The following is a 26300-nucleotide window of genomic DNA, read 5'->3' as shown; positions in this document are numbered from 1 at the left end:
ATCGGCGGGGACAGTGTGCATCAAGAAGTATCGATGCGCAAACCGCTTCGAACGCGTCTTGACAGCCGCTGCCGCGCCCTCCTCCGCACCAACTTTCGACCCGCCCGCGGTATTCCCGGGGAACGGCCCGTCGGCGTGCGATCCTGAGCCGGTTCGCGGCAGGCACGGGCTCGTCCGCGGCCAGAAGGAGGTCCAGCACGATGATGGAACTGAAGGTGATCGGCGTCGAGAGCGGATCGCTCGTCCTCGTCTCGGACGGCGGTGAGCGGTTCTCCGTCCGCATCGACGAGACGCTGCAGAGCCAGCTGCGCCCGCGCGTGCACTCGCTGCCCCCGCGGGAGAAGCGCGTGTCGCCCCGCGAGATCCAGTCGCACATCCGCTCGGGCCTCTCCGCCGAGGAGGTCGCCGAGCTCACCGGCGCCGACCTCGACTACGTCGCGCGCTTCGAGGGCCCGGTCACGGCCGAGCGCGAGCACATCGTCGCCTCCGCCCTGGCGGTCCGCGTCTACACCAGCGCCGACCCCGACCCGCTCGAGGAGGGCACGCCCTTCGGCGACGTCATCCGCGAGCGCCTGGGCGCCCTCGGTGCCGACGGCGAGCAGTGGTCGAGCTGGAAGGAGGAGGAGGGCTGGGTCGTCAAGCTGCTCTTCCGCTCCGACGAGATCGACCACGACGCCCGCTGGCGCTTCGACCCCAAGAAGGCGCTCCTCTCCCCCCTCACCGCCGAGGCGACCACGCTCTCGCAGCAGGGCGAGATCAGGCCGACGCTGATCCCGCGCCTGCGCGCCGTCATCCCCGCCGCGGTCGACGAGCTGGCGACCCGCTTCGACACCGACGCGTTCGCGAAGCCCGCGGAGCCGTCGCGCCCCGAGCGCACGGGCTCCGAGCGCACGGGCTCCGAGCGTGCGGGCTCCGAGCGAGCGGGCTCCGAGCGCCAGGGGCCCTCGCGTCTCCCGCACTCGCGACCCGCCGCCTCCCGGCCCTCCGACACCGAGCCGCAGCCGGCCCTCTCGGACACGCCGCGTCCGGTCTCCACGCTCCCCCGCCCGGTGACCAGCACGACCGAGCAGCGCGAGCGCAACCTCAACGACACGGCCGACCTCCTCGACGCGCTCCGGCGCCGTCGCGGCGAGCGCGACCACGCCTCCTCGGCGCGGGTGCGCGAGGAGCCGCAGCCGGAGGCGCCCGCGGTCGTCGCCCCGAAGGCCCCCGAGCCCGAGCGCCCCGCAGCACCCGCTGCCGAGCACCCCGCCGCGAGCGGACGCACCTCGATGCGCCGCGGCCGTGCCGCCATCCCCAGCTGGGACGAGATCGTCTTCGGGGCCCGCAGCGACGACTGACCGGTCGACGCCTGACCGGTCGACGCCTGAGAGGGCGAGCGCGCTCCCGGGACTCAGATCCCGGAGAGCGCGCCGAAGCCGAGCAGCGGCACCTGGGTCTCCTCGGGGGTGAGCGAGCCGTGCTGGCCGATCATCGACCGGCCGGATGCGTCCTCCGCCGAGTAGTAGGCGATCGCCTTGCGGGCGGCGACGAAGACGTCGCCCATCCGCTCCGCCGCCGGAGCGCCGATCTCGCCGAACCAGCCGCTCGCCGCGACCTCGTCACGGGTCGCGATCCAGGCGCGGGAGCCCTCCGCCTCGCTCCAGCGCGCCGCGACCACCGCGGGATCGATCCCGGCCTCGAGGTGCAGCTGCAGGCAGCGCGGCTCGCCGGCCAGGTGGCGGACACCCTCGAGCATTGCGGGCTCCCGGACGAGCACGTGCGACGAGGCGGGCACGTCCAGCACGCCGTGGTCGGCGGTGACGAGCACGCCCTCGCGCCCGGAGAGTCCGCGGACGAACGCCGCGACCTCGCCGTCGAGCTGCTCCAGTGCCGTCGTCCACTCCGGCGACTCCCAGCCGCGGGCGTGCGCGGTCATGTCGAGCTCGGGGACGTAGAGGTAGACGAGCTGCCGGCCGCCGCGGTCGAGCAGATCGCGCGCCGCGGCGAAGCGCTCGGCGACTCCCCCGGCGACCCGGTACTCGGCGCCGCGCAGGATCGCGCGGGTGAGCCCCGAGTGCGCGTAGCGGGCGGCGCCGATGACGCTCGCCGCGACACCCGCCTCGACGGCGCGCTCGAAGACGGTGGGGTGCGGCTGCCACTGCTCGGGGACCATCCGGTCGTCCCAGCCGGAGAGCTGGTTCACCAGGCGGTCGTGCGCCCGGTCGAGCACGCGGTAGCCGACCATCCCGTGCTCCCCCGGGCGCCGGCCCGTGGTGAGGCTGGCGAGGGCCGCCGCGGTCGTCGTCGGGAAGCCGGAGGCGAGGGTCGTGGCCTTGGTGAGCGCGGGCGCGAGCGTGCGGGCGTGCCCGGCGCGCTGCCGCAGGTTGGCCGCCCCGAGCCCGTCGACGAGGACGACGACGATCCGCTCGACGCGCGGCGAGCCGAAGGTCCCCGGGCGGCCGAGGAGGGCGTCGAGAGCGCCGGGGAGGACGTCGGCGAGGCTCCGCCGCCCGGCGGGGACGGCCGGTAGCATGGGGGTCATCGCGCCCAGTTTCGCACGCTGCGCCCCTCCGCGGAGCGTGCCCCGCCGTGCCCGCGCCCGCTACCGAAGTGAGACATGAACGCTGCACCCCCTCCCTCCGGATCCTCCCTGACCGAGCGCATCGAGGACGTCGACGTCTCGGCCGAGATGGAGGGGTCGTTCCTCGAGTACGCCTACTCGGTGATCTACTCCCGCGCCCTGCCCGACGCCCGCGACGGCTTGAAGCCGGTGCAGCGCCGCATCCTCTACATGATGAGCGAGATGGGCCTGCGCCCCGATCGCGGCCACGTGAAGTCGGCCCGCGTCGTCGGCGAGGTGATGGGCAAGCTGCACCCGCACGGCGACGCCTCGATCTACGACTCGCTCGTGCGTCTCGCGCAGCCGTTCACGCTCCGGGTCCCGCTCGTCGACGGCCACGGCAACTTCGGCTCGCTCGACGACGGCCCCGCCGCCGCCCGCTACACCGAGGCCCGCCTCGCCGCCGCGGCGACGGCGATGACCGAGCACCTCGACGAGGACGTCGTCGACTTCGTCCCCAACTACGACAACTCGCACGACCAGCCCGAGGTGCTCCCCGCGGCGTTCCCGAACCTCCTCGTCAACGGTGCGAGCGGCATCGCGGTCGGCATGGCCACCAACATGGCCCCGCACAACCTGATCGAGGTGATCGGAGCGGCGCGGCACCTGATCGCGCACCCCGACGCCTCGCTTGACGATCTGATGTCGTTCGTCCCCGGCCCGGACTTCCCCAGCGGCGGCACGATCGTCGGGCTCGCCGGCGTCCGCGACGCCTACGCGACCGGCCGCGGCAGCTTCAAGACCCGCGCCCGCGTCTCGGTCGAGAGCATCACCGCCCGGAAGTCCGGCCTGGTCGTCACCGAGCTGCCCTACCTCGTCGGCGCCGAGAAGGTCATCGACAAGATCAAGGACGGCGTCCAGAACAAGAAGCTCAGCGGGATCGCCGACGTCACCGATCTCACCGACCGCGACAACGGCCTCCGCCTCGTGATCGGGATCAAGACCGGCTTCAGCCCGGAGGCGGTGCTCGAGCAGCTGTACCGCTACACCCCGCTCGAGGACGCCTTCTCGATCAACAACGTCGCCCTCGTCGACGGCCAGCCGCGCACGCTCGGCCTCAAGGAGCTGCTGCAGGTCTACGTCGGCCACCGCCTGACCGTGGTGACCCGCCGCTCCCGCTACCGTCTCCGCAAGCGCCAGGAGCGGCTGCACCTGGTCGAGGGACTGCTGATCGCGATCCTCGACATCGACGAGGTCATCCAGCTGATCCGCGCGAGCGACGACACCGCCGCCGCCCGGGCCCGGCTGATCGAGGTCTTCGACCTCAGCACGATCCAGGCCGACTACATCCTCGAGCTGCAGCTGCGCCGCCTGACGAGGTTCTCCCGGATCGAGCTCGAGACCGAGCGCGACACCCTGATCGCCGAGATCGCCGAGCTCGAGGCGCTGCTGGCCAGCCGCAGCCGCCTCGAGGCACTCGTGTCCGACGAGCTCGACGACGTCGCGCAGCGCCTCGGCACGCCGCGCCGGACGCTGCTCACCGAGGCGCGCCCCTCCGTCGCCACGACCGGACGCAAGACCGCCGCCGTCCTCGAGATCGCCGACCTGCCCTGCCGGGTGCTGCTGAGCACCACCGGGCGGATGGTGCGCATCGACCGCGACCCGGAGGCCGCGCCGCACCCCGAGCGCGCGACCCGCCGCAGCAAGCACGACGCGGTGCTCAGCACGATCGACACCACCACGCGCGCCGAGATCGGCGCGGTGACGACCGCCGGCCGCCTGCTGCGCTTCTCCCCCGTCGACGTCCCGTCCGTCCCGTCCTCCTCGGTGCAGCTCGGCGCGGGCGTCCGGATGAGCGACTACCTGACCCACCTGGCGAAGGACGAGCGCGTCCTCGCCCTGGTCGCCCTCGACGACCCCCGCCCGATCGCCCTGGGCACCCTGCAGGGCACGGTCAAGCGCGTCGCCCCGGGCGACCTGCCCAACCGCCCGGACATCGAGCTGATCGCCCTGCGGCCGAAGGACGCGGTCGTCGGCGCCGCGCCGTCGGCCGACGAGGACGAGCTCGTCTTCGTCACCGGCGAGGCCCAGCTGCTGCGCTTCTCCGCCTCGGCGGTGCGTCCGCAGGGCCGGACCGCGGCGGGCATGGCCGGCGTCAAGATCAGCGAGACCGACGAGGTCGTCTCCTTCGCGGTGGTCCCCGAGTCCGAGCGCGACGAGACGGTCGTCGCGACCGTCGCCGTCGACAGCTGGGCCCTCTCCGGCACCGACACCGGCAGCGCCAAGGTGTCGGCGTTCTCGGAGTTCCCGCCCAAGGGCCGCGCGACCGGCGGCGTCCGCGCCCAGCGCTTCCTCAAGGGCGAGACCGCCCTCGGCGTCGCCTGGGTCGGCCCCGGCCCGGCGCACGCGCTCGAGGCCGACGGCAGCGTCGCGGCGCTTCCCGACTCCGGGATGAAGCGCGACGGCTCCGGCGTCGCCCTCGCGGCCCCGGTCGCCAGCATCGGCGCGGCCCCCGAGCAGTTCTAGACCGTCGTCCCGCGCCGCCCCGGCGCGGGACGGGCCTCAGACGTCGATGCGGTCGCGCGAGAGCGTCTCGGAGCCGCGGACGATGAAGTCCTTGCGCGGCGCCACCTCGTTGCCCATCAGCAGCTCGAAGACCCGGCCCGCGTTCTCCGCGTCCGACACCTTGACCCGGCGCAGCGTCCGCCGCGAGCGGTCCATCGTCGTCAGCGCGAGCTGGTCGGCGTCCATCTCGCCGAGGCCCTTGTAGCGCTGGATCGGGTCCTGGTAGCGCCGGTTCGCCTTCGACAGACCGGCGAGGACGCCCTGCAGCTCCTTCTCGGAGTAGGTGTAGATCGTCTCGTTCGGCTTCTTGCCGGAGTTCATCACCACGACGCGGTGCAGCGGCGGCACCGCGGCGAAGACCCGGCCGGCCTCGACCAGCGGCCGCATGTAGCGGAAGAACAGCGTGAGCAGGAGCGTGCGGATGTGCGCGCCGTCGACGTCGGCGTCGCTCATCAGGATGATCTTCCCGTAGCGCGCGGCCGGCAGCTCGAAGGAGCGGCCGGACCCGGCCCCGATCACCTGGATCATCGAGGCGCACTCGGTGTTCGAGAGCATGTCGGCGATGCTCGCCTTCTGCACGTTGAGGATCTTGCCGCGGATCGGCAGCAGCGCCTGGTACTCGCTGTTGCGGGCGAGCTTCGCGGTGCCCAGCGCCGAGTCGCCCTCGACGATGAACAGCTCGCTGTTCTCCACGTCGTTGCTGCGGCAGTCGACGAGCTTGGCCGGCAGCGAGGAGGACTCGAGCGCGTTCTTGCGGCGCTGCGTCTCCTTGTGCGCGCGGGCCGAGATCCGCGACTTCATCTCGGCGACGAGCTTCTCGAGCAGCTGCGACATCTGCGCCTTGTCCTCGCGCTTCGTCGAGGCGAAGACGGCGCCGAGGGTCGAGGTGATCGTCTGCGCGACGATCGCGCGCACCGCCGGCGTGCCGAGGACCTCCTTCGTCTGGCCCTCGAACTGCGGCTCGGGCAGGCGCACGGTCAGCACCGCGGTGAGCCCCGCGAGCGCGTCGTCCTTCTCCAGCTTGTCCGAGCCGGCTTTGAGCTTGCGGGCGTTCGCCTCGACCTGCGCGCGGAGCAGCTTCAGCAGCCCCTGCTCGAAGCCGGTCTGGTGGGTGCCGCCCTTGGGCGTCGAGATGATGTTGACGAAGCTGCGCAGCACCGTCTCGTAGCCGGTGCCCCAGCGCAGCGCGATGTCGACCTCGCAGGTGCGCTCCACCTCGGTGGGAACCATCGCGCCGCCGGGGGTGAGCACCGGCACGGTCTCGGTGAAGGTGCCGCTGCCGGTGAGCCGCAGCACGTCGGTGACGGCCGCGTCCGGAGCGAGGAACTCGACGAACTCCGAGATGCCGCCGTCGTAGCGGAACATCTCGGCGCGGCGCTCCTCCTCGCGGTCGTCGACGATGTCGATCGTGAGCCCCGGCACCAGGAAGGCGGTCTGCCGGGCCCGGGTGACGAGGTCGTCGGTCTGGAAGGCGGCGCCCTTGGTGAAGATCTGCCGGTCCGCCCAGTAGCGGACCCGCGTCCCGGTGACGCCCCTCTTCACCTTGCCGACGATCTCCAGCTCCGAGCCGTTCTCGAACGGCGAGAACGGAGCGTCCGGGGTCGGCTCGCCCGAGTCCGCGAAGCGGCCGGGCTCGCCGCGATGGAAGGACATCCGGTAAGTGCGGCCGTCGCGGTCGACCTCAACGTCCAGCCGCTCCGACAGCGCGTTCACGACCGAGGCGCCCACGCCGTGCAGGCCGCCCGAGGCGGCGTAGGAGCCGGAGCCGAACTTGCCGCCCGCGTGCAGCTTGGTGAAGACGACCTCGACGCCGGTGAGCCCGGTCTTGGGCTCGATGTCGACCGGGATGCCGCGGGCGCGGTCGCGGACCTCGACGCTGCCGTCCTCGTGCAGCACCACGCTGATCTCGGTGCCGTGGCCGGCCAGGGCCTCGTCGACGGAGTTGTCGATGACCTCCCAGAGGCAGTGCATCAGCCCGCGGGAGTCCGTCGACCCGATGTACATGCCGGGACGCTTGCGCACCGCCTCGAGGCCTTCGAGGACGGAGAGGTGCCGTGCGGAGTAGTCGGTGGAGGCCATCCGATCAGTCTAGGTTCGAGGGACGACACCCCGGCCGCGGCGCGGCGGAGCGCGATCACGGTGCTCGCGGGCTGGGAAGTGCGGCGGGGGACCTACGCGCAGAGCGAAATGCCACGGGATCGACTCTGCCGGGAAACATCCGCGTGCTTTGATGGTTGGACCAAGGGAAGGACGGAGCTGAGAGGCCGAGTCCACCGAAGTCGAAGACCCGAGCGCAGGAGGCCACGTCATGTCGACCACAGCAACCCAGAACGGCGTGGACGAGCTCGCTGGATCGCAGCAGCTCTCCGCGGCAGACCGCTGCGACAGCTGCGGAGCCCAGGCCTACATCCGTGTCGTGGTGAACAGCGGCGAGCTGCTGTTCTGCGCGCACCACGGCAAGAAGTACCAGGAGAAGCTCTCCAGCATCGCCCAGAGCTGGCACGACGAGTCGGCGCGCCTCTTCGAGGAGCAGCGCCCCTAGTCAGCCCGCCCTTCGCCGGTGGGGAGCGGGACTCCCTACCGGCCGACTCCGAGCCGCTTCGCGATCACTTCGCGGGCGGCTCGAGCTGTCTCATCCGCCGCACGGATCCGCTCGTCCTGCATCGAGTAGGCCAGACCGTGCCGCCCGGCCACCCGGGTCAGGATCGCGTCCGCGAGGGCGGGGTTCTTCGCGAGCACGGGGCCGTGGAGGTGCGTGCCGAGGAGCCGACCTGCGGCGTAGCCCTCCGCTCCCCCGCCGTCACCGGTGCCGTGCAGCACCCGGCCGAGGACGTGCGCGGGATCGATGCCCTCGAAACGGCGGGCGTGGTTCTCGAAGCCGACGAGGACGCCCGACGCGGACTCGACGACGAGGTCGTCGGTCGTGCGCTCGGAGGTCACGGCACGACCGGGGAGGACCCCGATGCCGGCGATGACGGCCTCGGACGTCGCGAACGACTCGGCGAGGAGCTCCCAGCCCGCGCCGACGGCGACGACCTCGGTCTCGTCGCGCACCCAGCCCTGGACCGTGTCGCCGACGGCGCGGAGGAGGTCGAGCACGGCGGGCAGGTCCTCGTCCGCTCCCGTGCCGGCCACGAGCACGTCGGGCCGCTCGGCGAAGTCGGCCTCCTCGCGCAGCGCCAGGAGGCGGGCGTCGAGACCGGCCCAGCCGGCGCGTGCCGCGAGGACGCGGGCGTTCGCCGCATCGCCGTTGCTGTCCAGGACGTCGGGGGCGAGCACGCCGATCAACAGGGTGGTCACGCGGTCTCCTCGCGGTTGGAGGCGAGCTGGAGGTGGGCGCGGGTGCGCCGCATCGAGTCGGCGGAGAAGACGATCGTCTTCCGCCCGTGGCTCGGAGCGGGCAGCGCGAGGAAGGCGTCGAGCGCACGACCGAGATCGTCGTCGACCGCGTCGATCGCGACCCCGTCGTAGCGCAGCTGCAGCGCGGCCTCGTGCGCCTTCGAGCCGGAGACGACCCGGACCCGCCCGAGGCGGGCGGTGTCGACCGGCCAGAAGTAGGACGGGTCACGGACGTCGGAGCCGACGGCGAGCATGATCTGCTCGGTGCCCTCGGGGATCTCCGCGATGTTGAGGCGGTAGCTCGCCGGGTTCTGCACCAGGACGAACTCGACCTCCTGGCCGCGCACCGTCACGATCTCGCCGCGCCCGAACACGGGGTCGATCGACGAGAGCGCGGAGGCGGTCGTCGCCGGGAGGAAGCGGGTGCCGAGGATCGCGCGGGCCGCGGAGACCGCCGAGGCGGCGTCGACCGCGTAGTGCACGCCGCGAGCGGGCAGGCGGACATCGAGGACGTCGCCGTCGCTCCGGATCGTCGCGGCGGCACCGGCCGTGCTCTCGACGACGGTCGTCGCACGACCCTCCTGGCCCTCGGCGTCGGCCGCGTAGCCGAGCCCCCCGACAGCCGCGTCGCGGACGGCGGACGAGGTGCCGTACCAGCGCAGGCGATCGCTGGGCAGGCTCGTCGCGATGTCGGCGACGTGGCGGTCGTCCGCATTGAGGACGACGGGGCCAGTGGCCCGGGTCGCGATGGTCGCGAGCATCCGGGCGACCATGGCCGGGTCGAAGAAGCGGTCGATCTGGTCGACGACCACGTTGGTGAGCAGCACGACGCGCGGGCTCATCCGCGGCGCGAGCCGGGCGCCGTGTCCCTCGTCCATCTCCAGGACGGCGATGTCCGCGTCGATCCGCCCGCGGAGGTCGGTGCGCTCGAGCAGCGCGGAGGTCAGTCCCTGCGCGATGTTCGCGGTGGAGGGGTTGGTGAAGACCCGCAGCCCGTGGGCACGGAGCACCGCCACGAGCATCTTGGTCGTCGTCGACTTCCCGGCCGAGCCGGTGACGACGACGAGGCCGTCGGTGAAGCCGTCGAGCACGGCCGGGAGGAAGCCCGGCGCGAGGCGGTTCACGACGAGTCCGGGCACGGCGGAGCCTCCGCCGGGCTTGCGGACGCGCGCTGCGAACCGGGCGGCCCTCCCGAGGAGGACCGCCGGCGTGTAGCGGATCACCGGCTTACTCGAGGTAGTCGCGGAGCGACTGCGAGCGGGACGGGTGGCGGAGCTTGGCCATCGTCTTGGACTCGATCTGGCGGATGCGCTCGCGCGTCACGCCGAAGGTGTCGCCGATCTGGTCGAGCGTCTTGGGCATGCCGTCGCCCAGGCCGAAGCGCATGCGGATCACGCCGGCCTCGCGCTCGGAGAGGGAGTCGAGCAGCGACTCGAGCTGCTTCTGCAGCATCGTGAAGCCCACCGCGTCGGCCGGCACGACCGCCTCGGTGTCCTCGATGAGGTCGCCGAACTCGCTGTCGCCGTCCTCACCCAGGGGGGTGTGCAGCGAGATCGGCTCGCGGCCGTACTTCTGCACCTCGATGACCTTCTCGGGGGTCATGTCGAGCTCTCGGGAGAGCTCCTCGGGCGTGGGCTCGCGGCCCAGGTCCTGCAGCATCTGGCGCTGGACGCGGGCGAGCTTGTTGATGACCTCGACCATGTGCACGGGGATGCGGATGGTGCGGGCCTGGTCGGCCATCGCGCGGGTGATCGCCTGGCGGATCCACCACGTCGCGTATGTCGAGAACTTGAAGCCCTTGGTGTAGTCGAACTTCTCCACCGCGCGGATCAGACCGAGGTTGCCCTCCTGGATCAGGTCCAGGAACTGCATGCCGCGGCCGGTGTAGCGCTTGGCGAGGCTGACCACGAGGCGGAGGTTCGCGCCGAGCAGGTGGCTCTTGGCCCGCTGCCCGTCCTTCGCGACCCAGCGCAGCTCGCGGACGAGCTCCGGGCTGAGGTCGCTCGAGTTCGCGAGCTTGTCCTCGGCGAAGAGGCCCGCCTCGATGCGCATCGCGAGCTCGACCTCCTCGGCCGCGTTCAGGAGCGCGACCTTGCCGATCTGCTTCAGGTAGTCCTTGACCGGGTCGGCCGTGGCGCCGGTGATCGCCGTCGAGTAGACGGGGACCTCGTCGTCGTCGCCGCCGAAGGAGAGGACGAGCGCGCCGCTGGGCAGCGGCTCGGCCGGAGCGGCGGCCGCGACGACCGGCGTCTCGGTGTCGTCCTTGGCCTCGGTCTCGGTCTCCTCGACCACGACCGCGGTCTCCTCCTCGGCGTCGGCGTCGCCGTCGACGTCCTCGGGCTCGGTGGGCTCCTCCTCCGCCGCAGCGGGGGCCGCGGCCTTGGTGGTGGCGCGGGCGCGCGTGGTCTTGGCCGCCGGCTTGCGCGCGGCGGGCTTCTTGGTCGTCGTCACGTCGTCGTCGACGGCGTCGAGCGTTGCGGTCTTGGTAGCTCTGGTGGCCATGGCGGCACCTCTCCATCCGTTGCGTCCCGGCTGCGGGCGAGGCCGGGAGGCGTCGTCCGTCGGTGGGCATTACGAGGACCCATGTCAAGTCGAGGGGATCGCACGCCCGACGTGGGCGCCGTGCTCCTCGACCCGAACGGGTCCTATTGACAATTATTGCACGCCTGAGTAGTGCGGCCGTGCGCTCAGGGCTTCGGCACTCCGGGAGGAGTCCGACGCGAGACCATGCGGGGCCTCGCGGAAGGACGGGGAAGGGCGGGTCCGACGGTCAGCGTCCTGCGCGGCCACGACGGAGACGGTCGTTCAATGCAACCCACAGAGGGGCCACCGTTATTCCCTCGTCCTCGGCGAGCCGGCGCCGCGTCCTGCGGCGAGCGGTGACCAGTCCGATCACTCCGAGGCCGACGACGACGTACTGGATGCACCAGGCGAGCCGGAAGTGGTCCATCGAGTAGAGCCGGGCGGAGTCCGCGCCCGGCCCTGCCAGCGAGTCGAGCAGCAGCCCCATCAGGAACATCATCGTGAAGCTCGCGAGGAAGCCGCCGACGTTCACCACGCCGTTCGCGGCGCCGAGGCTCCGGGACGGGTTGAAGGTGCGCGCGAAGTCGAAGCCGATCATCGATCCCGGCCCGCCGGCGCCGATGACGATCAGCAGCAGGACGATCAGCCAGTACGGCGGCACGCCGGGCCAGAGCAGGACGACGGTCCACGCCACCGCCATCGCCGAGACGATGCCGAGCACGAGGTTGCTCCGCCGCATCGGGTGCCGGGCGGTGAGGACGCCGAGGATCGGGCCGACGACGATGCCGGCGACCACGACGATCGTCAGCGTCGGAGCGGCGACGCCCGGCTCGAGGCCGATGGCGTACACGAGGAACGGGTAGCCCCAGAGCAGTGTGAACACGGTGCCGGAGGACTGCGTCACGAAGTGCGACCAGAAGCCGAGCTGTGTGCCCGGCCGGCGCAGGCTCACGCCCAGTTGCGTGATCGTCGCGCGGAGCGTCGGCGGCACCAGGACGATCGGCTCGGTCCGCGGCGGGATGTCGGTGATCAGCAGGAGCACGCCGAGGAACGCGACGGCGCCGATCCCGGCGACGGAGAGGAAGGCGGGAGTCCAGCCCGCCGCGTGCAGGATCGCGGCGAACGGCAGGGCGGAGAGGATCTGGCCGACCTGGCCGATGTTGCCGATCCACTGCGAGAGCTGCGGGACGATCGGTCCGCTGAACCAGGTCACGGTCAGTCTGATCACCGAGGTGAAGATCGCGGCGTCGCCCGCACCCACCAGGATCCGTCCGACGATGGCGACGCCGAGGGACGGCGCGAAGGCCAGGACGATCTGGCCGACCATCATCAGCGCTGTCCCGCTGAGGATCAGCGTCTTCGGGCCGAAGCGGTCGATGAGGATGCCGACCGGGATCTGCATGCCGGCGTAGACGATCAGCTGGACGACGGCGAGCGAGGAGAGCATCGCGGCCGAGATGCCGAACCGCTCCGCCGCGTCGACGCCCGCTACTCCGAGCGTCGTGCGGTCGAGGACGGCGACCAGGTACGCGAAGGCACCGGCACCGAAGACGAACCAGGCTCGACGAGATCGCACTCGGCAGAGACTACCAAGCGCGGGCCGCCTGCTATTGGGCCGTGGGCTCCTCGCCGGGCCGCTTGATGGCCAGGAACTTCTCCAGCTCGGCCGCGAGCGCGTCGGCGGTCGGGACGAAGCCGTCCTCGTCGGTGAGCGGCGAGCGCAGGCTCGTCCCCTCCATGTAGGTGTCGTGCCGGGACTCGAGGGCCGCGACGAGCTTCTGCAGCTCCTCGTTCGAGCCGACCTGCTCGTCGACCTTCGAGAGGAACTCGCGGCCGCTCTCGCGGAGGCTGTCGGTCGGGAAGATCAGCCCCGTCGACGCCGAGATGCTCTCGAGCGCGGCGACGGCCGCCTGGGGGTAGGCGGTGTCGGAGAGGTAGTGCGGGATCAGCAGGGCGAAGCCGACGGCCGGGAGAGCCCGGTCGTAGAGGCGGAGCTCGAGCAGGTGCAGGACGTTCGCGGGCACCTGGGTGACCGGCTTCCAGACCGACATGGCCTCGATCAGGTCCTCGCGGTTGCCGCTGACCGTCACGCCGACCGGCCGGGTGTGCGGGACGGGCATCGGGATCGCGTGCACCCAGGTGGTGCTCGCGACCTCGAGCCGATCGATGAGCTCGAGCACCGCCCGGGTGAAGCGCTCCCACTGGTAGTCCGGCTCGAACCCGGTGAGCAGGAGGAACGGCTGGTGCAGCTCGTCGTGCGCGAGCGAGAGGCGGAGGCTCGCCGGGGTGTAGTCGGTGAGGTGGTCCTGATCGAAGGTGATGATCGGCCGTCGTGCGCGGTAGTCGAGCAGCTGGTCGGGATCGAACTCGACGACGGTCCGGTGCTCGAGCGTCCCGTGCAGGTGCTCGGCGAGCTGGCCGACCGCACCTCCGGCATCGGCGAACCCGGTGAGGCCGGCCACGAGGTGGAGGCCCCGCGGGACGTCGGCGAGGTCGCCCTCGATCGCGAAGAGGTCTGCAGGATCCGGCATGCGATCCAGCCTAGACGGCCCACCGGGGCGGCTCCCCGGCGGCGCTGAGCCCTGAGCGAACAGCCGCGACGGGGCGGCCGAGCGCCGTCCCGGCCGCGCCTAGCATTGCGCTCATGCCCCTCTCCTCTCTCGAGTACACGACCGTTCCCGCCTCCGATCTCGACACCGGCGCTCTCGTCCTCGGCGTCGCGCCCGGACCGGACGGCCCCCGTCTCGTCGGCGTCGACGGCTTCGACGACCTCGTCGCCGCGCTCCCCGCGCTCGGGGTGACCGGCTCCGCGGAGTCGCTGACGCGGGTCCCCTCCTCCGTCCGCGCCGGCGTGGTCGTCCTCGTCGGCCTGGGCTCCGCGGAGCCGAGCGCCACCGTGCTGCGCACCGCCGCCGGACTCGCGGTCCGCAGCCTCGCCGGCACCGCCTCGGTCGCCCTCGCCCTGCCCACCGGAGACGAGGACGCGCTCGCGGCCGTCGCCGAGGGAGCCGCGCTCGGCTCCTACAGCTACACCGCCTTCCGGCACAGCACCCTCGACGCCGCGAAGGCTCCCGTCGAGCGCGTGCTCCTCGTGACCTCCGACGAGTCCGCCGACGCGGCCGTCCTCGAGCGCGCGCAGGTCGTCGGTCGCGCCGTGTCCGCCGTGAAGGACCTGGTCAACGCCCCGCCGTCGCACCTCTACCCGCAGACCCTGGCCGAGGCCGTGCAGGAGGGCGTCGAAGGGCTCCCCCTCGAGGTCACGGTCTGGGACGAGTCGGCGCTCGAGCGCGACGGCTTCGGCGGCATCCTCGGTGTCGGCAGCGGCTCGTCCCGCCCGCCGCGCCTCGTCAAGATCGCCTACACGCCCGAGAAGACGCCGGAGTCGGCGGCGCCGAAGCACCTCGCGCTGGTCGGCAAGGGCATCACCTTCGACAGCGGCGGACTCTCCCTCAAGCCGCCGGCCTCGATGATCGGCATGAAGGACGACATGACCGGCGCGGCGACGGTCTACGCGGTCGTGCGCGCGGTCGCCGAGCTCCGCCTGCCGGTGCGGGTCACCGCTTGGCTCTGCATCGCCGAGAACATGCCCTCCGGCACGGCCATCCGCCCGAACGACGTGCTCACGATCCGCGGCGGGAAGACCGTCGAGGTCCTCAACACGGACGCCGAGGGCCGCCTCGTGCTCGCCGACGGCCTCGTCGCCGCGAGCGAGGAGCAGCCCGACGCGATCGTCGACGTCGCGACGCTGACCGGCGCCGCCGTCGTCGCGCTCGGCAACCGCTACACCGGCGTGTTCGGCGACGACGAGCTGATCGCCTCCGTGCTGGAGTCGGCGCGCAGCACGGGCGAGCTCTTCTGGCACATGCCGCTCCCCGCGGAGCTCCGCCCGCTGCTCAACTCCGAGATCGCCGACATCGCCAACATCAAGCCGGGCAACACCGCCGGCGGCATGCTGATCGCCGCGCACTTCCTCCAGGAGTTCGTCGGCACCCGTGGCGAGGGCCCGGACGCGGCGCGCATCCCCTGGGTGCACCTCGACATCGCCGGCCCGGCGAACAACGGCGGCGGCGGGTACGGCTTCACCGGCACCGGCCCCACCGGGGTCTCGGTCCGCGCCCTCCTCGCCCTGGCCGAGGGCCTGGCGAGCGCGTAGTAGGGTCGACGGGGCGGGATCTCCCGCCTCGTCCCCCCTCCGACCGGCCCGCGCACAGGCGCGGAGATCCGCGGAGGCGAGGGGAACCGCACGTCGCAAGGGAGTCACTGGGTGTCGGAAGAGCGCTACGACCTGGTCGTGCTCGGAGGTGGCAGCGGCGGGTACGCGGCGGCTCTGCGCGCGACCCAGCTCGGGATGAGCGTGGCGATCGTCGAGCGCGACAAGCTCGGCGGCACCTGCCTGCACCGCGGCTGCGTCCCGACCAAAGCCCTCCTGCACGCCGCCGAGCTCGCCGACGGCGCCCGGGACGCGCAGAAGTACGGCGTCCTCGCCGGCTTCCAGGGCATCGACGTCCCCGGCGTCACGCGCTACCGCGAGGGCGTCGTCGCCGGCAAGTACAAGGGCCTGCAGAGCCTCGTCTCCGCCCGCGGCATCACCGTCGTCTCCGGCGAGGGCCGGCTGACCGGGCCGACGACCGTCACGGTCGGCGAGCACGTGCTGCACGGCGGCTCGATCGTCGTCGCGACCGGCTCCGCCTCGCGCACCCTCCCGGGCATCGAGATCGGCGGCCGAGTGATCACCAGCGAACAGGCCCTCGAGCTCGACCACGTCCCCGAGCGGGTCGTCGTGCTCGGCGGCGGTGTCATCGGCGTGGAGTTCGCCAGCGTCTGGCGCTCCTTCGGTGCCGAGGTGTCGATCGTCGAGGCGCTCCCCCACCTCGTGCCGAACGAGGACGAGAGCGTCAGCAAGCAGTTCGAGCGCGCCTTCCGCAAGCGCGGGATCTCCTTCACCCTCGGCTCGCGCGTCACCGGCGTCGTCCAGACCGACGACGGCGTCTCGATCTCGCTCGAGAGCGGGGCGAGCGTCGAGGGCGACCTCCTCCTCGTCGCGGTCGGCCGCGGCCCGGTCACCGCCGGGCTCGGCCTCGAGGAGATCGGCGTCACGCTCGACCGGGGCTACGTGATCACCGACGAGCGCCTGCAGACCTCGGTCCCCGGCGTCTACGCCGTCGGCGACATCGTGCCCGGCCTGCAGCTCGCCCACCGCAGCTTCCAGCAGGGGATCTTCGTCGCCGAGGAGCTCGCCGGCCTGAAGCCGCAGACGGTGGCCGACCTCAACATCCCGAAGGTCACCTACAGCGACCCCGAGGTGGCGTCCGTCGGTCTGACCGAGGCGCGGGCCGTCGCCGAGTACGGCGCCGAGCGTGTCGCGAGCTACGACTACGGTCTCGGCGGCAACGCGAAGAGCACGATCATCGGCACCGCCGGCTCCGTCAAGGTCGTGCGCGTCGTCGACGGGCCCGTCGTCGGCGTGCACATGATCGGCGCCCGCGTCGGCGAGCTGATCGGCGAGGCCCAGCTCATCGTGAACTGGGAGGCGCACCCCGAGGACGTCGCCCCCTTCGTGCACGCGCACCCGACCCAGAACGAGGCGCTCGGCGAGGCGCACCTCGCGCTGGCGGGGAAGCCGCTGCACGCCCTCTAGGACCATCGCGGGACGGCGACCGGCCGTTCCCGCCTCACTAAACTGAAACCACGTACACAAGCGTCTTAAGGAGACAGGCTCATGAGCGAATCCGTCAGCCTCCCGGCACTCGGAGAGAGTGTCACGGAAGGAACGGTCACCCGCTGGCTGAAGAACGTCGGCGACCGCGTCGAGGTCGACGAGCCGCTGCTCGAGGTCTCGACCGACAAGGTCGACACCGAGATCCCTTCGCCCGTCGCCGGTGTCATCGAGGAGATCCTCGTCCAGGAGGACGAGACCGTCGAGGTCGGCGCCGAGCTGGTGCGCATCGGCGACGGCTCCGGAGCCACGTCCGCGCCCGAAGCCCCCGCCGAGGAGCCGGCCGCCGAGGAGTCTCCCGAGGCCGAGGCCGCCGAGACCGAGCCGACCGACGAGGCCACCCCGTCCGTCGATGCGGAGACCGAGGAGGAGGCTCCGGCCCCCGCCGAGCCCGAGCCGGCCCCCGCCGCCGAGAAGCCCGCCGCTCCGGAGGCGTCCGCCCCCGCTCCGTCGGTCCCGGCTCCCGCCGCCGCCGCTCCGGCCCCCGCCGCCGCCGCCCCCGCGCCGGCCGCGACCCCCGAGCCCACCGACTCGAACCCCGGCTACGTCACCCCGCTGGTGCGCAAGCTCGCCGGCGAGAACGGCATCGACCTCTCCACCCTCACCGGCACCGGTGTCGGCGGGCGCATCCGCAAGCAGGACGTGCTCGACGCCGTCGAGGCCGCCAAATCGGCTCCCGCCCCGGTCTCGGCTCCGGCCGCCGCCGCCGCGAAGGCCGCTCGCACGCCGCTCGAGACCTCGCCCCTGCGCGGCACGACGCAGCCGATGACCCGCCTGCGCAAGGTGCTCGCGCAGCGCGCCGTCGAGTCGATGCAGTCGACCGCCCAGCTCACCTCGGTCGTCGAGGTCGACGTCACCGCCGTCGCCCGCTTCCGCGACTCGGTCAAGAAGACCTTCAACGAGAAGACCGGTGCCAAGCTGTCCTTCCTGCCGTTCTTCGCCCTCGCGGCCGCCGAGGCCCTCAAGGCCTACCCGGTGATCAACTCGACGCTCGACGGCGACTCGATCGTCTACCCGGACCACGAGAACATCAGCATCGCGGTCGACACCGAGCGCGGCCTCCTCACGCCGGTCCTGAAGAACGCGTCGGAGCTCACGCTCGCGCAGATCGCCAGCACCATCGGCGACCTCGCGGAGCGCACCCGCAACAACAAGCTCAAGCCCGACGAGCTGGCCGGTGGCACCTTCACGCTGACGAACACCGGCTCGCGCGGCGCGCTGTTCGACACGCCCGTCGTGTTCCTGCCGCAGACCGCGATCCTCGGCACCGGCATCGTCACGAAGAAGCCGGCCGTCGTGCAGGTCGACGGCAGCGACGCGATCGCGATCCGCTCGACCGTGTTCCTCGCCCTCTCCTACGACCACCGCACGGTCGACGGCGCCGACGCGGCCCGCTTCCTGGTGGCCATCAAGGAGCGCCTCGAGGAGGGCTCGTTCGAGAACGACCTCGGCATCTGACGTCGCCACGCTGACGCGCCGCACTAGCGGCCCCCGTCGGTGAAGACGTCGCGGAGAAGCCAGGCGGCCTCCGTCCTGATCATCAGGACGGAGGCCGTCGTCGTTCCCGGATCCGGACCGACGGCGACCACGGCGGAGGCGCCGTTCACGTCCACGCGCACCGCGATGACGGCGGAGGCCGGCGTCCGGAGCGCTGCGAACGCGGAGCCCCCGTCGGCGCGGATCGGCGAGTCGGGGGTGGTCAGCGCCTCCGCGCAGGCGCTCTCCGAGCCACCGCAGTGCCGGGCCGCCGCGAGAAGGGCCGTCGCCGCCTCCTCCGCCCCGAGCTCCGCGCTCGGCGGCCGGACCGTCGGTGGCGCGGCCCTCGGCGGCGCCGGTGCCGGTGGCCGTGTCTGCGTCGCCGTGGCTCTCACCGGCGGTGTCGGTGTCGCTCCCGCGGTCGCTGGCGCGGTCGCCGGTACCGGCCTCGTCGGGGCGACGGGACTCGGTGCCGGCGTCCGCGTCGACGCGGCCGTCTCCGCTCCCGTGCTCCGGTCTGGGCCGAGGCCCGTCATCACCAGCGCGCCGACGAGGACGACGGCCGCGGTCACGAGGGGGCCGCGGCGGCCGACCACCAGCGCGCGCACCCGATCGCGCCAGCCGTCCAGCGGATGCGTGCGGCGGTGTCGCGCAGGCGGGCTCTCGACGACCCCGCTCGACCGCTCCCGGTCGGCCGCCGTCTCTGTCCGGTGAACCGCGCGGAGGGGCAACGGCGCCGCGGAGCGGTAGAGGAGCGCCTCCAGCGCCGCGAGGTCGTCGTCGTCCCGCGGGCTCCCCCGCCAGGCGGGGCAACTCCGACGGCAGCGTCCGAGGAGCCCGATCACCGCGGCCACGACGTCGGCCTCGGTCGATCCCGTCGGCGCCTCGGTGAGCAGCAGCACCGGACGCCCCTCCTCCGTCACTCCGATCGCCTCGGCACCGGGAAGCGGGTGGACTCCCGACGCCGCCGCGTCCCGCAGGGCGCCGACGACCGGCGCGAGGAGGGTGACGACGACCCCCGGCGGCAGCACCGCACCGGACTCGAGCACCTGCTCGAGGGTCGAGACGACGGCCGGGGTGGTGAGGAGGACGGCTCCATCGGCGTGCACCCCGACGTCGACGAGGCGCTGCCGATGCTCGTGCGGCGCGAGCCGCTCGATCCCCGACCCCAGCGCGCCCTCCGCCCGCTCCTGCGAGAGCAGGAGAGCGTTCAGGAACCGGCCGTCGCCGTCGTGGACGACCGGCCCGAGCGCTCCGGAGCCCACCACGGCGTGACCGGCGACCCCCTCGAGCGGCTGTCCGCCGCTCCGTTCGCTCTCATCGCTCGCTGCCATGCTCCGAGGGTGTCGAGCGAGCCGGCTCGCCGGGGCGGCGGAGGCCCGATCGGTGGACGGATCCGGTGTGCCGTCGCTGGGGAGGAGGGGAGGTCCGGCGGATCCGCTCGGATCGGTCTCCCCCACCGGGTCCGCTCGGTATCCTGGAGGAATGGCACGCAGCACGGAACCGTCGACGAAGGCGGTCAAGGAACCAGGACGTCTCAAGCAGATGTGGCAGGTGTTCCAGATGACCCGCCGCTACGACAGCAGCGCGGTCTGGATCATCCTGCTGGCGCTGCTGGTCCCGATCCTGATCGGGATCCTCCTCGGCGACGGCAACGGCTTCGTCATCGCGCTCTGGATCGTCGTCGGCGTGATGGCCGGACTCGTCGCCGGACTCGCGGTCCTCTCCCGCCGCGCCGAGCGCGCCGCCTACGGGCAGATCGCCGGGCAGCCGGGCGCCGTGGGCGCCGTCCTGCGCAGCGGACTCCGCGGCACCTGGACCGGCGGCGAGATGCCGGTCGCCGTCAACGGCAAGACGCAGGACGCGGTCTACCGCGCCGTCGGCCGCGGCGGTGTCGTGCTGATCGCGGAGGGCCCGACCGGCCGCACCAAGCGCATGCTCGAGGACGAGCGCCGCAAGGTGACCCGCATCCTCCCCAACGTCCCCGTCACCTTCGTGAACGTCGGCCCTGACGAGGGCGCCGTCCCGCTGCACAAGGTGCCCCGCGCCCTCGCGAAGACGAAGAAGGTGCTGACCAAGGCGGAGGTGCTGGCCGTCAAGAACCGCCTCGCCTCGCTGAACACCTCGCTGCCGATCCCCAAGGGCGTCGACCCCTTCAAGGTGCGGCCGCAGCGCTCCCGCTGACGCACGGGACGAGCACACGAACGGGCCGGCCGGGATCACTCCCGCCGGCCCGTTCGTCGTTCCCGGGCGACGGCCCGATCAGTAGCGGACGAGCACCGTGCCCGCGACCTTGTCGTGGAAGCCGCGCTGGTCCGAGTCCCAGACGAGGGCGGGGACGAGCACGGCGAGGAGCACCGACCGCACCAGCGGACGCCAGACGCCGACCCAGCCGCCGCCGAGGCGGACGACGCGCAGACCCAGCAGCCGGTGGCCGATGCTCCCGCCGATGGTCGGGATGAACACCGCCTGCAGCACCACGAAGAGGATGATGCTCGCCCAGCGGTCGTAGCCGAAGAAGACGAAGGACAGCAGCGCGACGATCGCGAAGTCGACGGCGAGGGCGGCGAAGCGGCGACCGGGCCGGGCGATCGACATCCGGCCGGTCTCGGGGAGCCCGAGCCGCTCCCCCGGCCGCGTGCTCGGGGCGACGTCGGCGAAGGTCCTGCGCTCGGGTGCTGGCATCCTCCGATGCTACCCGCGCAGCCCGCGCGCCCGCCGGGAGCGGAGGCCGGCCGCGACCCGCCCGGCGGGACCCCGTGTAACACGCCCGAAACACGAGGGACACGGCGGGGTAACCGCCGGTGACTACTGTGGAACGGCTGCGTCTGCAGCCACCCGTTACGCCATTGGAGACCTTTGCATGTTTAAAGATTCTTCCGAGGTGCTCAAGTTCATCAAGGACACGGACGTCAAGTTCCTCGACATCCGGTTCACCGATCTCCCCGGTGTCCAGCAGCACTTCAACATCCCCGCCTCGACGGTCGACGAGGAGTTCTTCTCCGTCGGCCAGCTCTTCGACGGGTCCTCGATCCGCGGATTCGCGAACATCCACGAATCGGACATGCAGCTGATCCCTGACGTGACCACCGCCTACGTGGACCCGTTCCGCGTCGAGCGCACGCTGATCATCGTCTTCGACATCTACAACCCGCGCAACGGCGAGATCTACTCGAAGGACCCGCGCCAGGTCGCCAAGAAGGCCGAGAAGTACCTCGCGTCGACCGGCATCGCCGACACCGCGTTCTTCGCCCCCGAGGCCGAGTTCTACATCTTCGACGACGTGCGCTACGAGGTCACCCAGAACTCCGCGTTCCACTCCGTCGACTCCGTCGAGGGCGCCTGGAACTCGGGCCGCGTCGAAGAGGGCGGCAACCTCGGCAACAAGACCCCCTACAAGGGCGGCTACTTCCCGGTCAGCCCGGTCGACAAGCAGGCCGACCTCCGCGACGACATCTGCCTCAAGCTGATCGACGCCGGCCTCATCCTCGAGCGCTCGCACCACGAGGTGGGCACCGGCGGCCAGGCGGAAATCAACTACCGCTTCGACACGATGGTCCACTCCGCGGACGACATCCTGAAGTTCAAGTACATCGTCAAGAACACGGCCGAGCAGTGGGGCAAGACCGCCACGTTCATGCCGAAGCCCCTCTTCGGCGACAACGGCTCGGGCATGCACACCCACCAGTCGCTCTGGAACGACGGCAAGCCCCTGTTCTACGACGAGAACGGCTACGGCGGACTCTCGGACGTCGCGCGCTGGTACATCGGCGGCCTGCTCAAGCACGCCCCCGCGGTCCTCGCGTTCACGAACCCGACGGTCAACTCGTACCACCGCCTGATCCCGGGCTTCGAGGCGCCGGTCAACCTGGTCTACTCGGCCGGCAACCGCTCCGCGTCGATCCGCATCCCGATCACCGGCACGAACCCGAAGGCCAAGCGCATCGAGTTCCGCGCGCCCGACGCCTCGGGCAACCCGTACCTCGCGTTCGCCGCGCAGCTGATGGCGGGCCTCGACGGCATCAAGAACCGCATCGAGCCGCACGAGCCGGTCGACAAGGACCTGTACGAGCTGCCCCCGGAGGAGGCCAAGCTCATCCCGCAGGTCCCCGCCTCGCTCGAGGAGGCCCTGGCCGCCCTCGAGGCCGACCACGACTTCCTGCTCCAGGGCGGCGTGTTCACCCAGGAGCTCATCGAGACCTGGATCGACTACAAGCGCGAGAAGGAGATCAAGCCCCTCGCGCAGCGCCCGCACCCCTTCGAGTTCGAGCTGTACTACGGCGTCTAGCTAGAAGACGGGCCAGAAGCGGGTATAGTCCGCAGACGGACCGAATGAACACGGAAAGCGCCCCCCGAGCACTGCGCTCGGGGGGCGTTCAACGTCTCCTTGCCGATGCTGCGACGAAGTCGACCGCGCCGCACCGACCGTAAGCACGGACGGCGCAGGGTAGAGGCCGCAAGCGATCACCAGAGACGCGAATCTGTGACGGGGGTGCTGGATGCGAGGGGGATCGGGCTAACACTCGGTACACTGCGACGCGATCCGCAACTACTATCCATTGCGCTCGGCGGAGGCTCACGGCCAAACGGTCGGAATCTGCAAATTAACTCCTGACCTATTCATGTTGCGGTTCCATCAGTCAGCAAGCCAGTCGGAATCGCTGCCGGCGTTCGTAAAATTTGGCCACCGGACCGAGGGCGTCTCGCTATTTCGAAGGAGGTCCACTTGACCGGTGCGCGAGGCGGCAATCGCCGCCTCATGGAGGCCGCCGTCTACCCGACGAAGAGTGACTGGCCCACTCCCCTTCGGCGCCTCGTGTTTGCGCACCGGAGTCGGCGTGATAGCTGCGCCGCAAGCGGATCGATGTTCTTTCGCCCTTCGACGTGCTTCTAAAGAAAAGGGACTCATCGCGGACACGTCACGAAGTGCCGGAGTACAGGCACGTCAGTAGCGCGCTCATCCTTCAGTCGGTCGAGTGCGCAATCCATCGTTACTTGCGCTCCATCGTTGACATCCCTCGGTTCGAACAGTCAATGCATTTATGCGGCCAGGAGTCTCACGTTGCCCCGGACGCGCGTGACGTGGGATCGCGCCCCTCGCGTTGATAAGCGCATTGGGTACCGGCGTATCCACTTCCAGCACCACTACCCAACTTCGGGCGACTGGTCTGAATATTCGATCACCGCGTTCATCCCAAGCGGTCGCAGTGTCCAGCCAACGCTGCTTTAATAATTTAGAGGTCCCCTCAACTGCCCTCAGCCGAATTTTTCCACCTGCTTCTTCGCGTTTGGGTGCGTGAATAAGCGTTCCGGCTCCAGCATTCAACTGCTAATTGTTAGAGTCTCCCGCACTGCAAATCAGCCTCATTGGATCCGCTCGCGAACCCGAACCCTGCCCTAGAGGACAGCGATCTTCGCATTTCGACGAGCCCCCAAACGCAGACGGCTCGTGAGGCGCGCCAGCACATGATTGCGTTCCTCAATTGTATAACAGCTGTCAGCACCTGTAGCCCGGCCAACCGTCCGTCTCGCTCAGACTGAGCAATACCCTGTCCGGCTACGAGGCCAACTTATGACCCATGTTGTGCTGAATGGAAGGCTTTACTTTCTGACCCAAGCCTCCGATGGGGCGTGGGGGCTATCATTCAGTAAACCGCCTTGCACCTCCAAAATCACCTGAATCGCCTTCAGAGCGTTTGGTACGACTCGGCGCAACGCCTACTTTCGCCACTGCCTCAAGTACCTGAAGAGACTGCATGTCTACAACGGTCATTGCCCAGCGCCAAGACCGCTAACCTTGCGCGAGTTAGTTTGGAACGAGGAGATACATGACAAAATGGCGTTTTTTGTGGGCTGCGCTATGTGCTGCCTTCGGTTTCAGTTTTTTTCTTGCTGCTGGCAATGTCAGTGTTCTCATGTTCCCGACTTCGAAGCCTCAAAGTGATCCAATCTTTGTCTTCGTGGTTGCGGTTTGCTTCATCATCTCAGGTGTTGCTTACTCGATGGTTCGATTTAAACAACGAACTTTTGTAAAAAAATCTTCTATTGCTTCGTTGCAGGACTTCACCTTTGACCGCGACGAGCTTGAGCGACTTGTTCCCCGCAATGGCGACGATGTACTGAAACCTGAACAACTCACCTTATTCCTAAACTGTGTCGTCGAGCCCGCAGGGGTCGTTGAGCGCATTTCGGAGCGAGTATCTCCAGCTCATACCTCGATTATGGTGGACACTACATTCAGTCTAAGAGTGCAAGTTGCTACTGAACAGGCGGCAGTCGTAGAGACTTCCTTCTTAGTGCCATTACAATTTCCTAAAAAAGGGCATCATGCGAGTGGTCTGAAAGCCTATGGCATCGACGATAAACGCATCTCGACGGTTTCTCATTCTAACGTTATTGTATTTGAAATCGCCGTGATGCGAAGAATTGCTCGCATGGTTGCACCTGAATTTCTTGATCAATACTGCTCCAGGATTGAGTCGCTGGTGATCGCGGTACTTACTTCCGCATCGCCATCGCCTGAACATCAGGTAACAGAAGTTTTCAGTTTAATAAAATCTGTTTCGGAAGAGATTGACACGGAAGAACCAATTGACGAGACCGCCCTCACGCAACTTCAGAACCTTTTTGACAGACTGAACGGAGTGCTGCCGCTCTGCATTTCTTTCTCGCGCAAGCAATTAAGCGAGCGAGCATGGCCAGACGTGCTTCGTGTCCGCCTAGAGCGCAGAGTTGCTCAACCTGTCACGACAGATGTGCATGGGGTACCCTCTGGACGAGGCGCCGAGCTTCTTGATGGAGTTACTCGAATATGGGAGCACATCCGTCTGGCAGCGGGAGTTCGGCCGTCTCGGCTTTACTTCGAAATTGGTAATCTCCGCCTGACGCGTAGCTACCATCTCGAGATGCAGGGCCCGGAGGGTACCTACTACTCATCCTCCGGGATTTGGGGTCAGCACCACATCGTGGACGGCCTTCCAGGCGACGTGAGTAAGCCGGAGGGGCAACGGCGCATGCACGTGTACTTCAGGGACGCAGCTATTGCGGACTTGATACCCCTTGGTCCCTCGTGGCCCGGATACGTTCGCGCGTTACCCGCCCCAAGGATTTTCATGAGCGCGGACTTCGAGGAACGTTCGCCGGGCTCGCTCGCGTCCCCCATGTTTGCCGCAGCGGCGACAGTCGGCCTCGTCGCGGCGATCGCTGCACGTCACCAAATCACGCCGGTTGGGGTCCCGATCAACGATCTTCCGCTCATCGGCCTCCTGTGCGCCGTTCCGATCGCCGCTGCCGCTCTCGCCGGGTTTGATGCAGGCAAGGACCACCGACGTCCCCAGATGCCTTCCAGGATTGTGCCGATCTTCACGGCCGTCATCGCTGTTCTCGGAGTGGTACTAGCAATCGGTCAGCGAAGTGGCGCTAAAATTGGCACGTTCGACCCGGACCAGGCCTGGCTCATGCTCCTGGCCGCCGCGGTGCTCAATCTAGTGATGGCCGGTGGAAGCTGGCTCGGCCGTGTTCGCGCGGAACATCACCTGACAAAGAAGTCCGGTACAAAGAAAGGTACATGATGGCCGAAACCGATAAAGTCTCGCGTTCGACGAAGCGCTCTCGACTGCGGAAGGTTGGGGTTCGAAAATGGTTCTTTGGGAGCGTCTGGCACGCGGGGACAGTAGTCGAGGATTTTTCAGAGCCTCTTCCCTTGGGCTACAAGCATTTTGACTCGGCGGACTTCCTTCAGAAGGCGTTTGCAACAGACCGATCCGGAACGCAGAGCGCACGAGCTACATGAAGAATGATCTTGCGTGAGCCATTTCGTGTCAGGCGGCCAGGCCCCACCGCATCGGTGCTGATGAATTCTCAGGCCGATGCGGCTCGAGCCGATTCGTTAGCGCAACGCACGCGGCCTGCAGAAGTAGACCACGACTTCCTGCTCCAGGGCGGCGTGTTCACCCAGGAGCTCATCGAGACCTGGATCGACTACAAGCGCGAGAAGGAGATCAAGCCCCTCGCGCAGCGCCCGCACCCCTTCGAGTTCGAGCTGTACTACGGCGTCTGATCCGACGCACCGCAGGGCTCGCGCCCTGCTCGAAGGGCCGTTCCTCTCCGGAGGAGCGGCCCTTCCGCGTTCCCGGACGG

Annotated in this window: 18 protein-coding genes and 1 pseudogene; 10 read left to right on the top strand and 9 right to left on the bottom strand. The window is 69.9% G+C overall.

Annotated elements, in window-relative coordinates:
* Positions 1–200 precede the first annotated feature (200 nt).
* Positions 201–1340, top strand: a complete 1140-nt coding sequence (sepH, locus tag EDF43_RS11665; protein WP_132437056.1) for a septation protein SepH — start codon at positions 201–203, stop codon at positions 1338–1340.
* 53 nt (positions 1341–1393) lie between these two features.
* Here sepH and EDF43_RS11660 read toward each other — a convergent pair whose 3' ends face one another.
* Entirely contained in the window at positions 1394–2524 is a 1131-nt protein-coding gene (locus tag EDF43_RS11660; protein ID WP_207901715.1) for a nucleotide pyrophosphatase/phosphodiesterase family protein, read from the bottom strand.
* A gap of 75 nt (positions 2525–2599) precedes the next feature.
* Here EDF43_RS11660 and EDF43_RS11655 point away from each other — a divergent pair, with 75 nt between their 5' ends.
* A complete protein-coding gene (locus tag EDF43_RS11655; RefSeq protein WP_132437055.1) occupies positions 2600–5068 on the top strand; it encodes a DNA topoisomerase IV subunit A in 2469 nt (822 codons plus the stop codon).
* Positions 5069–5104: 36 nt separating this feature from the next.
* Here the strand turns inward: EDF43_RS11655 and EDF43_RS11650 are convergent, their stop codons facing one another.
* Positions 5105–7186, bottom strand: coding sequence for a DNA topoisomerase IV subunit B (locus EDF43_RS11650; protein ID WP_123736939.1), 2082 nt, complete (start codon positions 7184–7186; stop codon positions 5105–5107).
* A 229-nt stretch (positions 7187–7415) separates the two neighbouring features.
* On the opposite strand from EDF43_RS11650, the gene EDF43_RS11645 reads away from it, so the two are divergent.
* On the top strand, positions 7416–7649 hold the full coding sequence (locus tag EDF43_RS11645; RefSeq protein ID WP_123445851.1) for a hypothetical protein: 234 nt from the start codon (positions 7416–7418) through the stop codon (positions 7647–7649).
* A 35-nt stretch (positions 7650–7684) separates the two neighbouring features.
* Here EDF43_RS11645 and EDF43_RS11640 read toward each other — a convergent pair whose 3' ends face one another.
* The 5 genes from EDF43_RS11640 to EDF43_RS11620 form a co-directional block, all read right to left on the bottom strand.
* Complete coding sequence (locus EDF43_RS11640; protein WP_132437054.1) at positions 7685–8407, bottom strand: hypothetical protein; 723 nt, start codon at positions 8405–8407, stop codon at positions 7685–7687.
* Positions 8404–9585 (bottom strand): Mur ligase family protein, encoded by a 1182-nt coding sequence (locus EDF43_RS11635; protein ID WP_165932475.1) that lies wholly within the window; start codon positions 9583–9585, stop codon positions 8404–8406. The genes EDF43_RS11640 and EDF43_RS11635 overlap by 4 nt, the downstream gene beginning before the upstream one ends.
* Positions 9586–9673: 88 nt before the next feature.
* Positions 9674–10948 (bottom strand): RNA polymerase sigma factor, encoded by a 1275-nt coding sequence (locus tag EDF43_RS11630; RefSeq protein ID WP_132437052.1) that lies wholly within the window; start codon positions 10946–10948, stop codon positions 9674–9676.
* A gap of 268 nt (positions 10949–11216) precedes the next feature.
* A complete protein-coding gene (locus tag EDF43_RS11625) occupies positions 11217–12545 on the bottom strand; it encodes an MFS transporter (RefSeq protein WP_132437051.1) in 1329 nt (442 codons plus the stop codon).
* 31 nt (positions 12546–12576) lie between these two features.
* Positions 12577–13500, bottom strand: coding sequence for a PAC2 family protein (locus EDF43_RS11620; protein ID WP_123736935.1), 924 nt, complete (start codon positions 13498–13500; stop codon positions 12577–12579).
* Between the two features lie 113 nt (positions 13501–13613).
* Between EDF43_RS11620 and EDF43_RS11615 the strand changes: the two genes are divergently transcribed.
* The 3 genes from EDF43_RS11615 to sucB all read left to right on the top strand — a co-directional run bounded on the left by EDF43_RS11615 (position 13614) and on the right by sucB (position 18143).
* Positions 13614–15122, top strand: coding sequence for a leucyl aminopeptidase (locus EDF43_RS11615; protein ID WP_132437050.1), 1509 nt, complete (start codon positions 13614–13616; stop codon positions 15120–15122).
* A 111-nt stretch (positions 15123–15233) separates the two neighbouring features.
* Positions 15234–16607 carry a dihydrolipoyl dehydrogenase gene (gene lpdA, locus EDF43_RS11610; protein WP_132437049.1) on the top strand — a complete coding sequence of 458 codons (1374 nt, stop codon included), beginning with the start codon at positions 15234–15236 and terminating at the stop codon, positions 16605–16607.
* A gap of 81 nt (positions 16608–16688) precedes the next feature.
* Entirely contained in the window at positions 16689–18143 is a 1455-nt protein-coding gene (gene sucB, locus EDF43_RS11605; protein ID WP_123736932.1) for a 2-oxoglutarate dehydrogenase, E2 component, dihydrolipoamide succinyltransferase, read from the top strand.
* 23 nt (positions 18144–18166) lie between these two features.
* Here sucB and EDF43_RS11600 read toward each other — a convergent pair whose 3' ends face one another.
* Positions 18167–19495, bottom strand: a complete 1329-nt coding sequence (locus EDF43_RS11600) for a hypothetical protein (protein WP_132437048.1) — start codon at positions 19493–19495, stop codon at positions 18167–18169.
* Between the two features lie 151 nt (positions 19496–19646).
* Between EDF43_RS11600 and EDF43_RS11595 the strand changes: the two genes are divergently transcribed.
* Positions 19647–20345, top strand: coding sequence for a DUF4191 domain-containing protein (locus EDF43_RS11595; protein WP_132962506.1), 699 nt, complete (start codon positions 19647–19649; stop codon positions 20343–20345).
* Between the two features lie 78 nt (positions 20346–20423).
* Here the strand turns inward: EDF43_RS11595 and EDF43_RS11590 are convergent, their stop codons facing one another.
* The gene (locus EDF43_RS11590; protein ID WP_132437047.1) at positions 20424–20846 is read right to left on the bottom strand and encodes an RDD family protein; all 423 of its coding nucleotides are present in this window, start codon (positions 20844–20846) and stop codon (positions 20424–20426) included.
* A 178-nt stretch (positions 20847–21024) separates the two neighbouring features.
* On the opposite strand from EDF43_RS11590, the gene glnA reads away from it, so the two are divergent.
* The 3 genes and pseudogenes from glnA to EDF43_RS11575 all read left to right on the top strand — a co-directional run.
* A complete protein-coding gene (gene glnA, locus EDF43_RS11585) occupies positions 21025–22449 on the top strand; it encodes a type I glutamate--ammonia ligase (RefSeq protein WP_123445839.1) in 1425 nt (474 codons plus the stop codon).
* A gap of 1540 nt (positions 22450–23989) precedes the next feature.
* Positions 23990–25732: a hypothetical protein gene (locus EDF43_RS11580; protein ID WP_132437046.1), complete on the top strand. Its 1743-nt coding sequence runs from the start codon at positions 23990–23992 to the stop codon at positions 25730–25732.
* Between the two features lie 341 nt (positions 25733–26073).
* Positions 26074–26220, top strand: a pseudogene (locus EDF43_RS11575) (type I glutamate--ammonia ligase); the annotation flags it as partial.
* Positions 26221–26300 lie beyond the last annotated feature (80 nt).

It is taken from the genome of Rathayibacter sp. PhB179 (assembly GCF_004345345.1).
Lineage (GTDB): Bacteria > Actinomycetota > Actinomycetes > Actinomycetales > Microbacteriaceae > Rathayibacter > Rathayibacter festucae.
The sequence above is the reverse complement of the archived record's forward strand: the minus strand, read 5'-3'. Positions and strand labels throughout refer to the sequence as shown.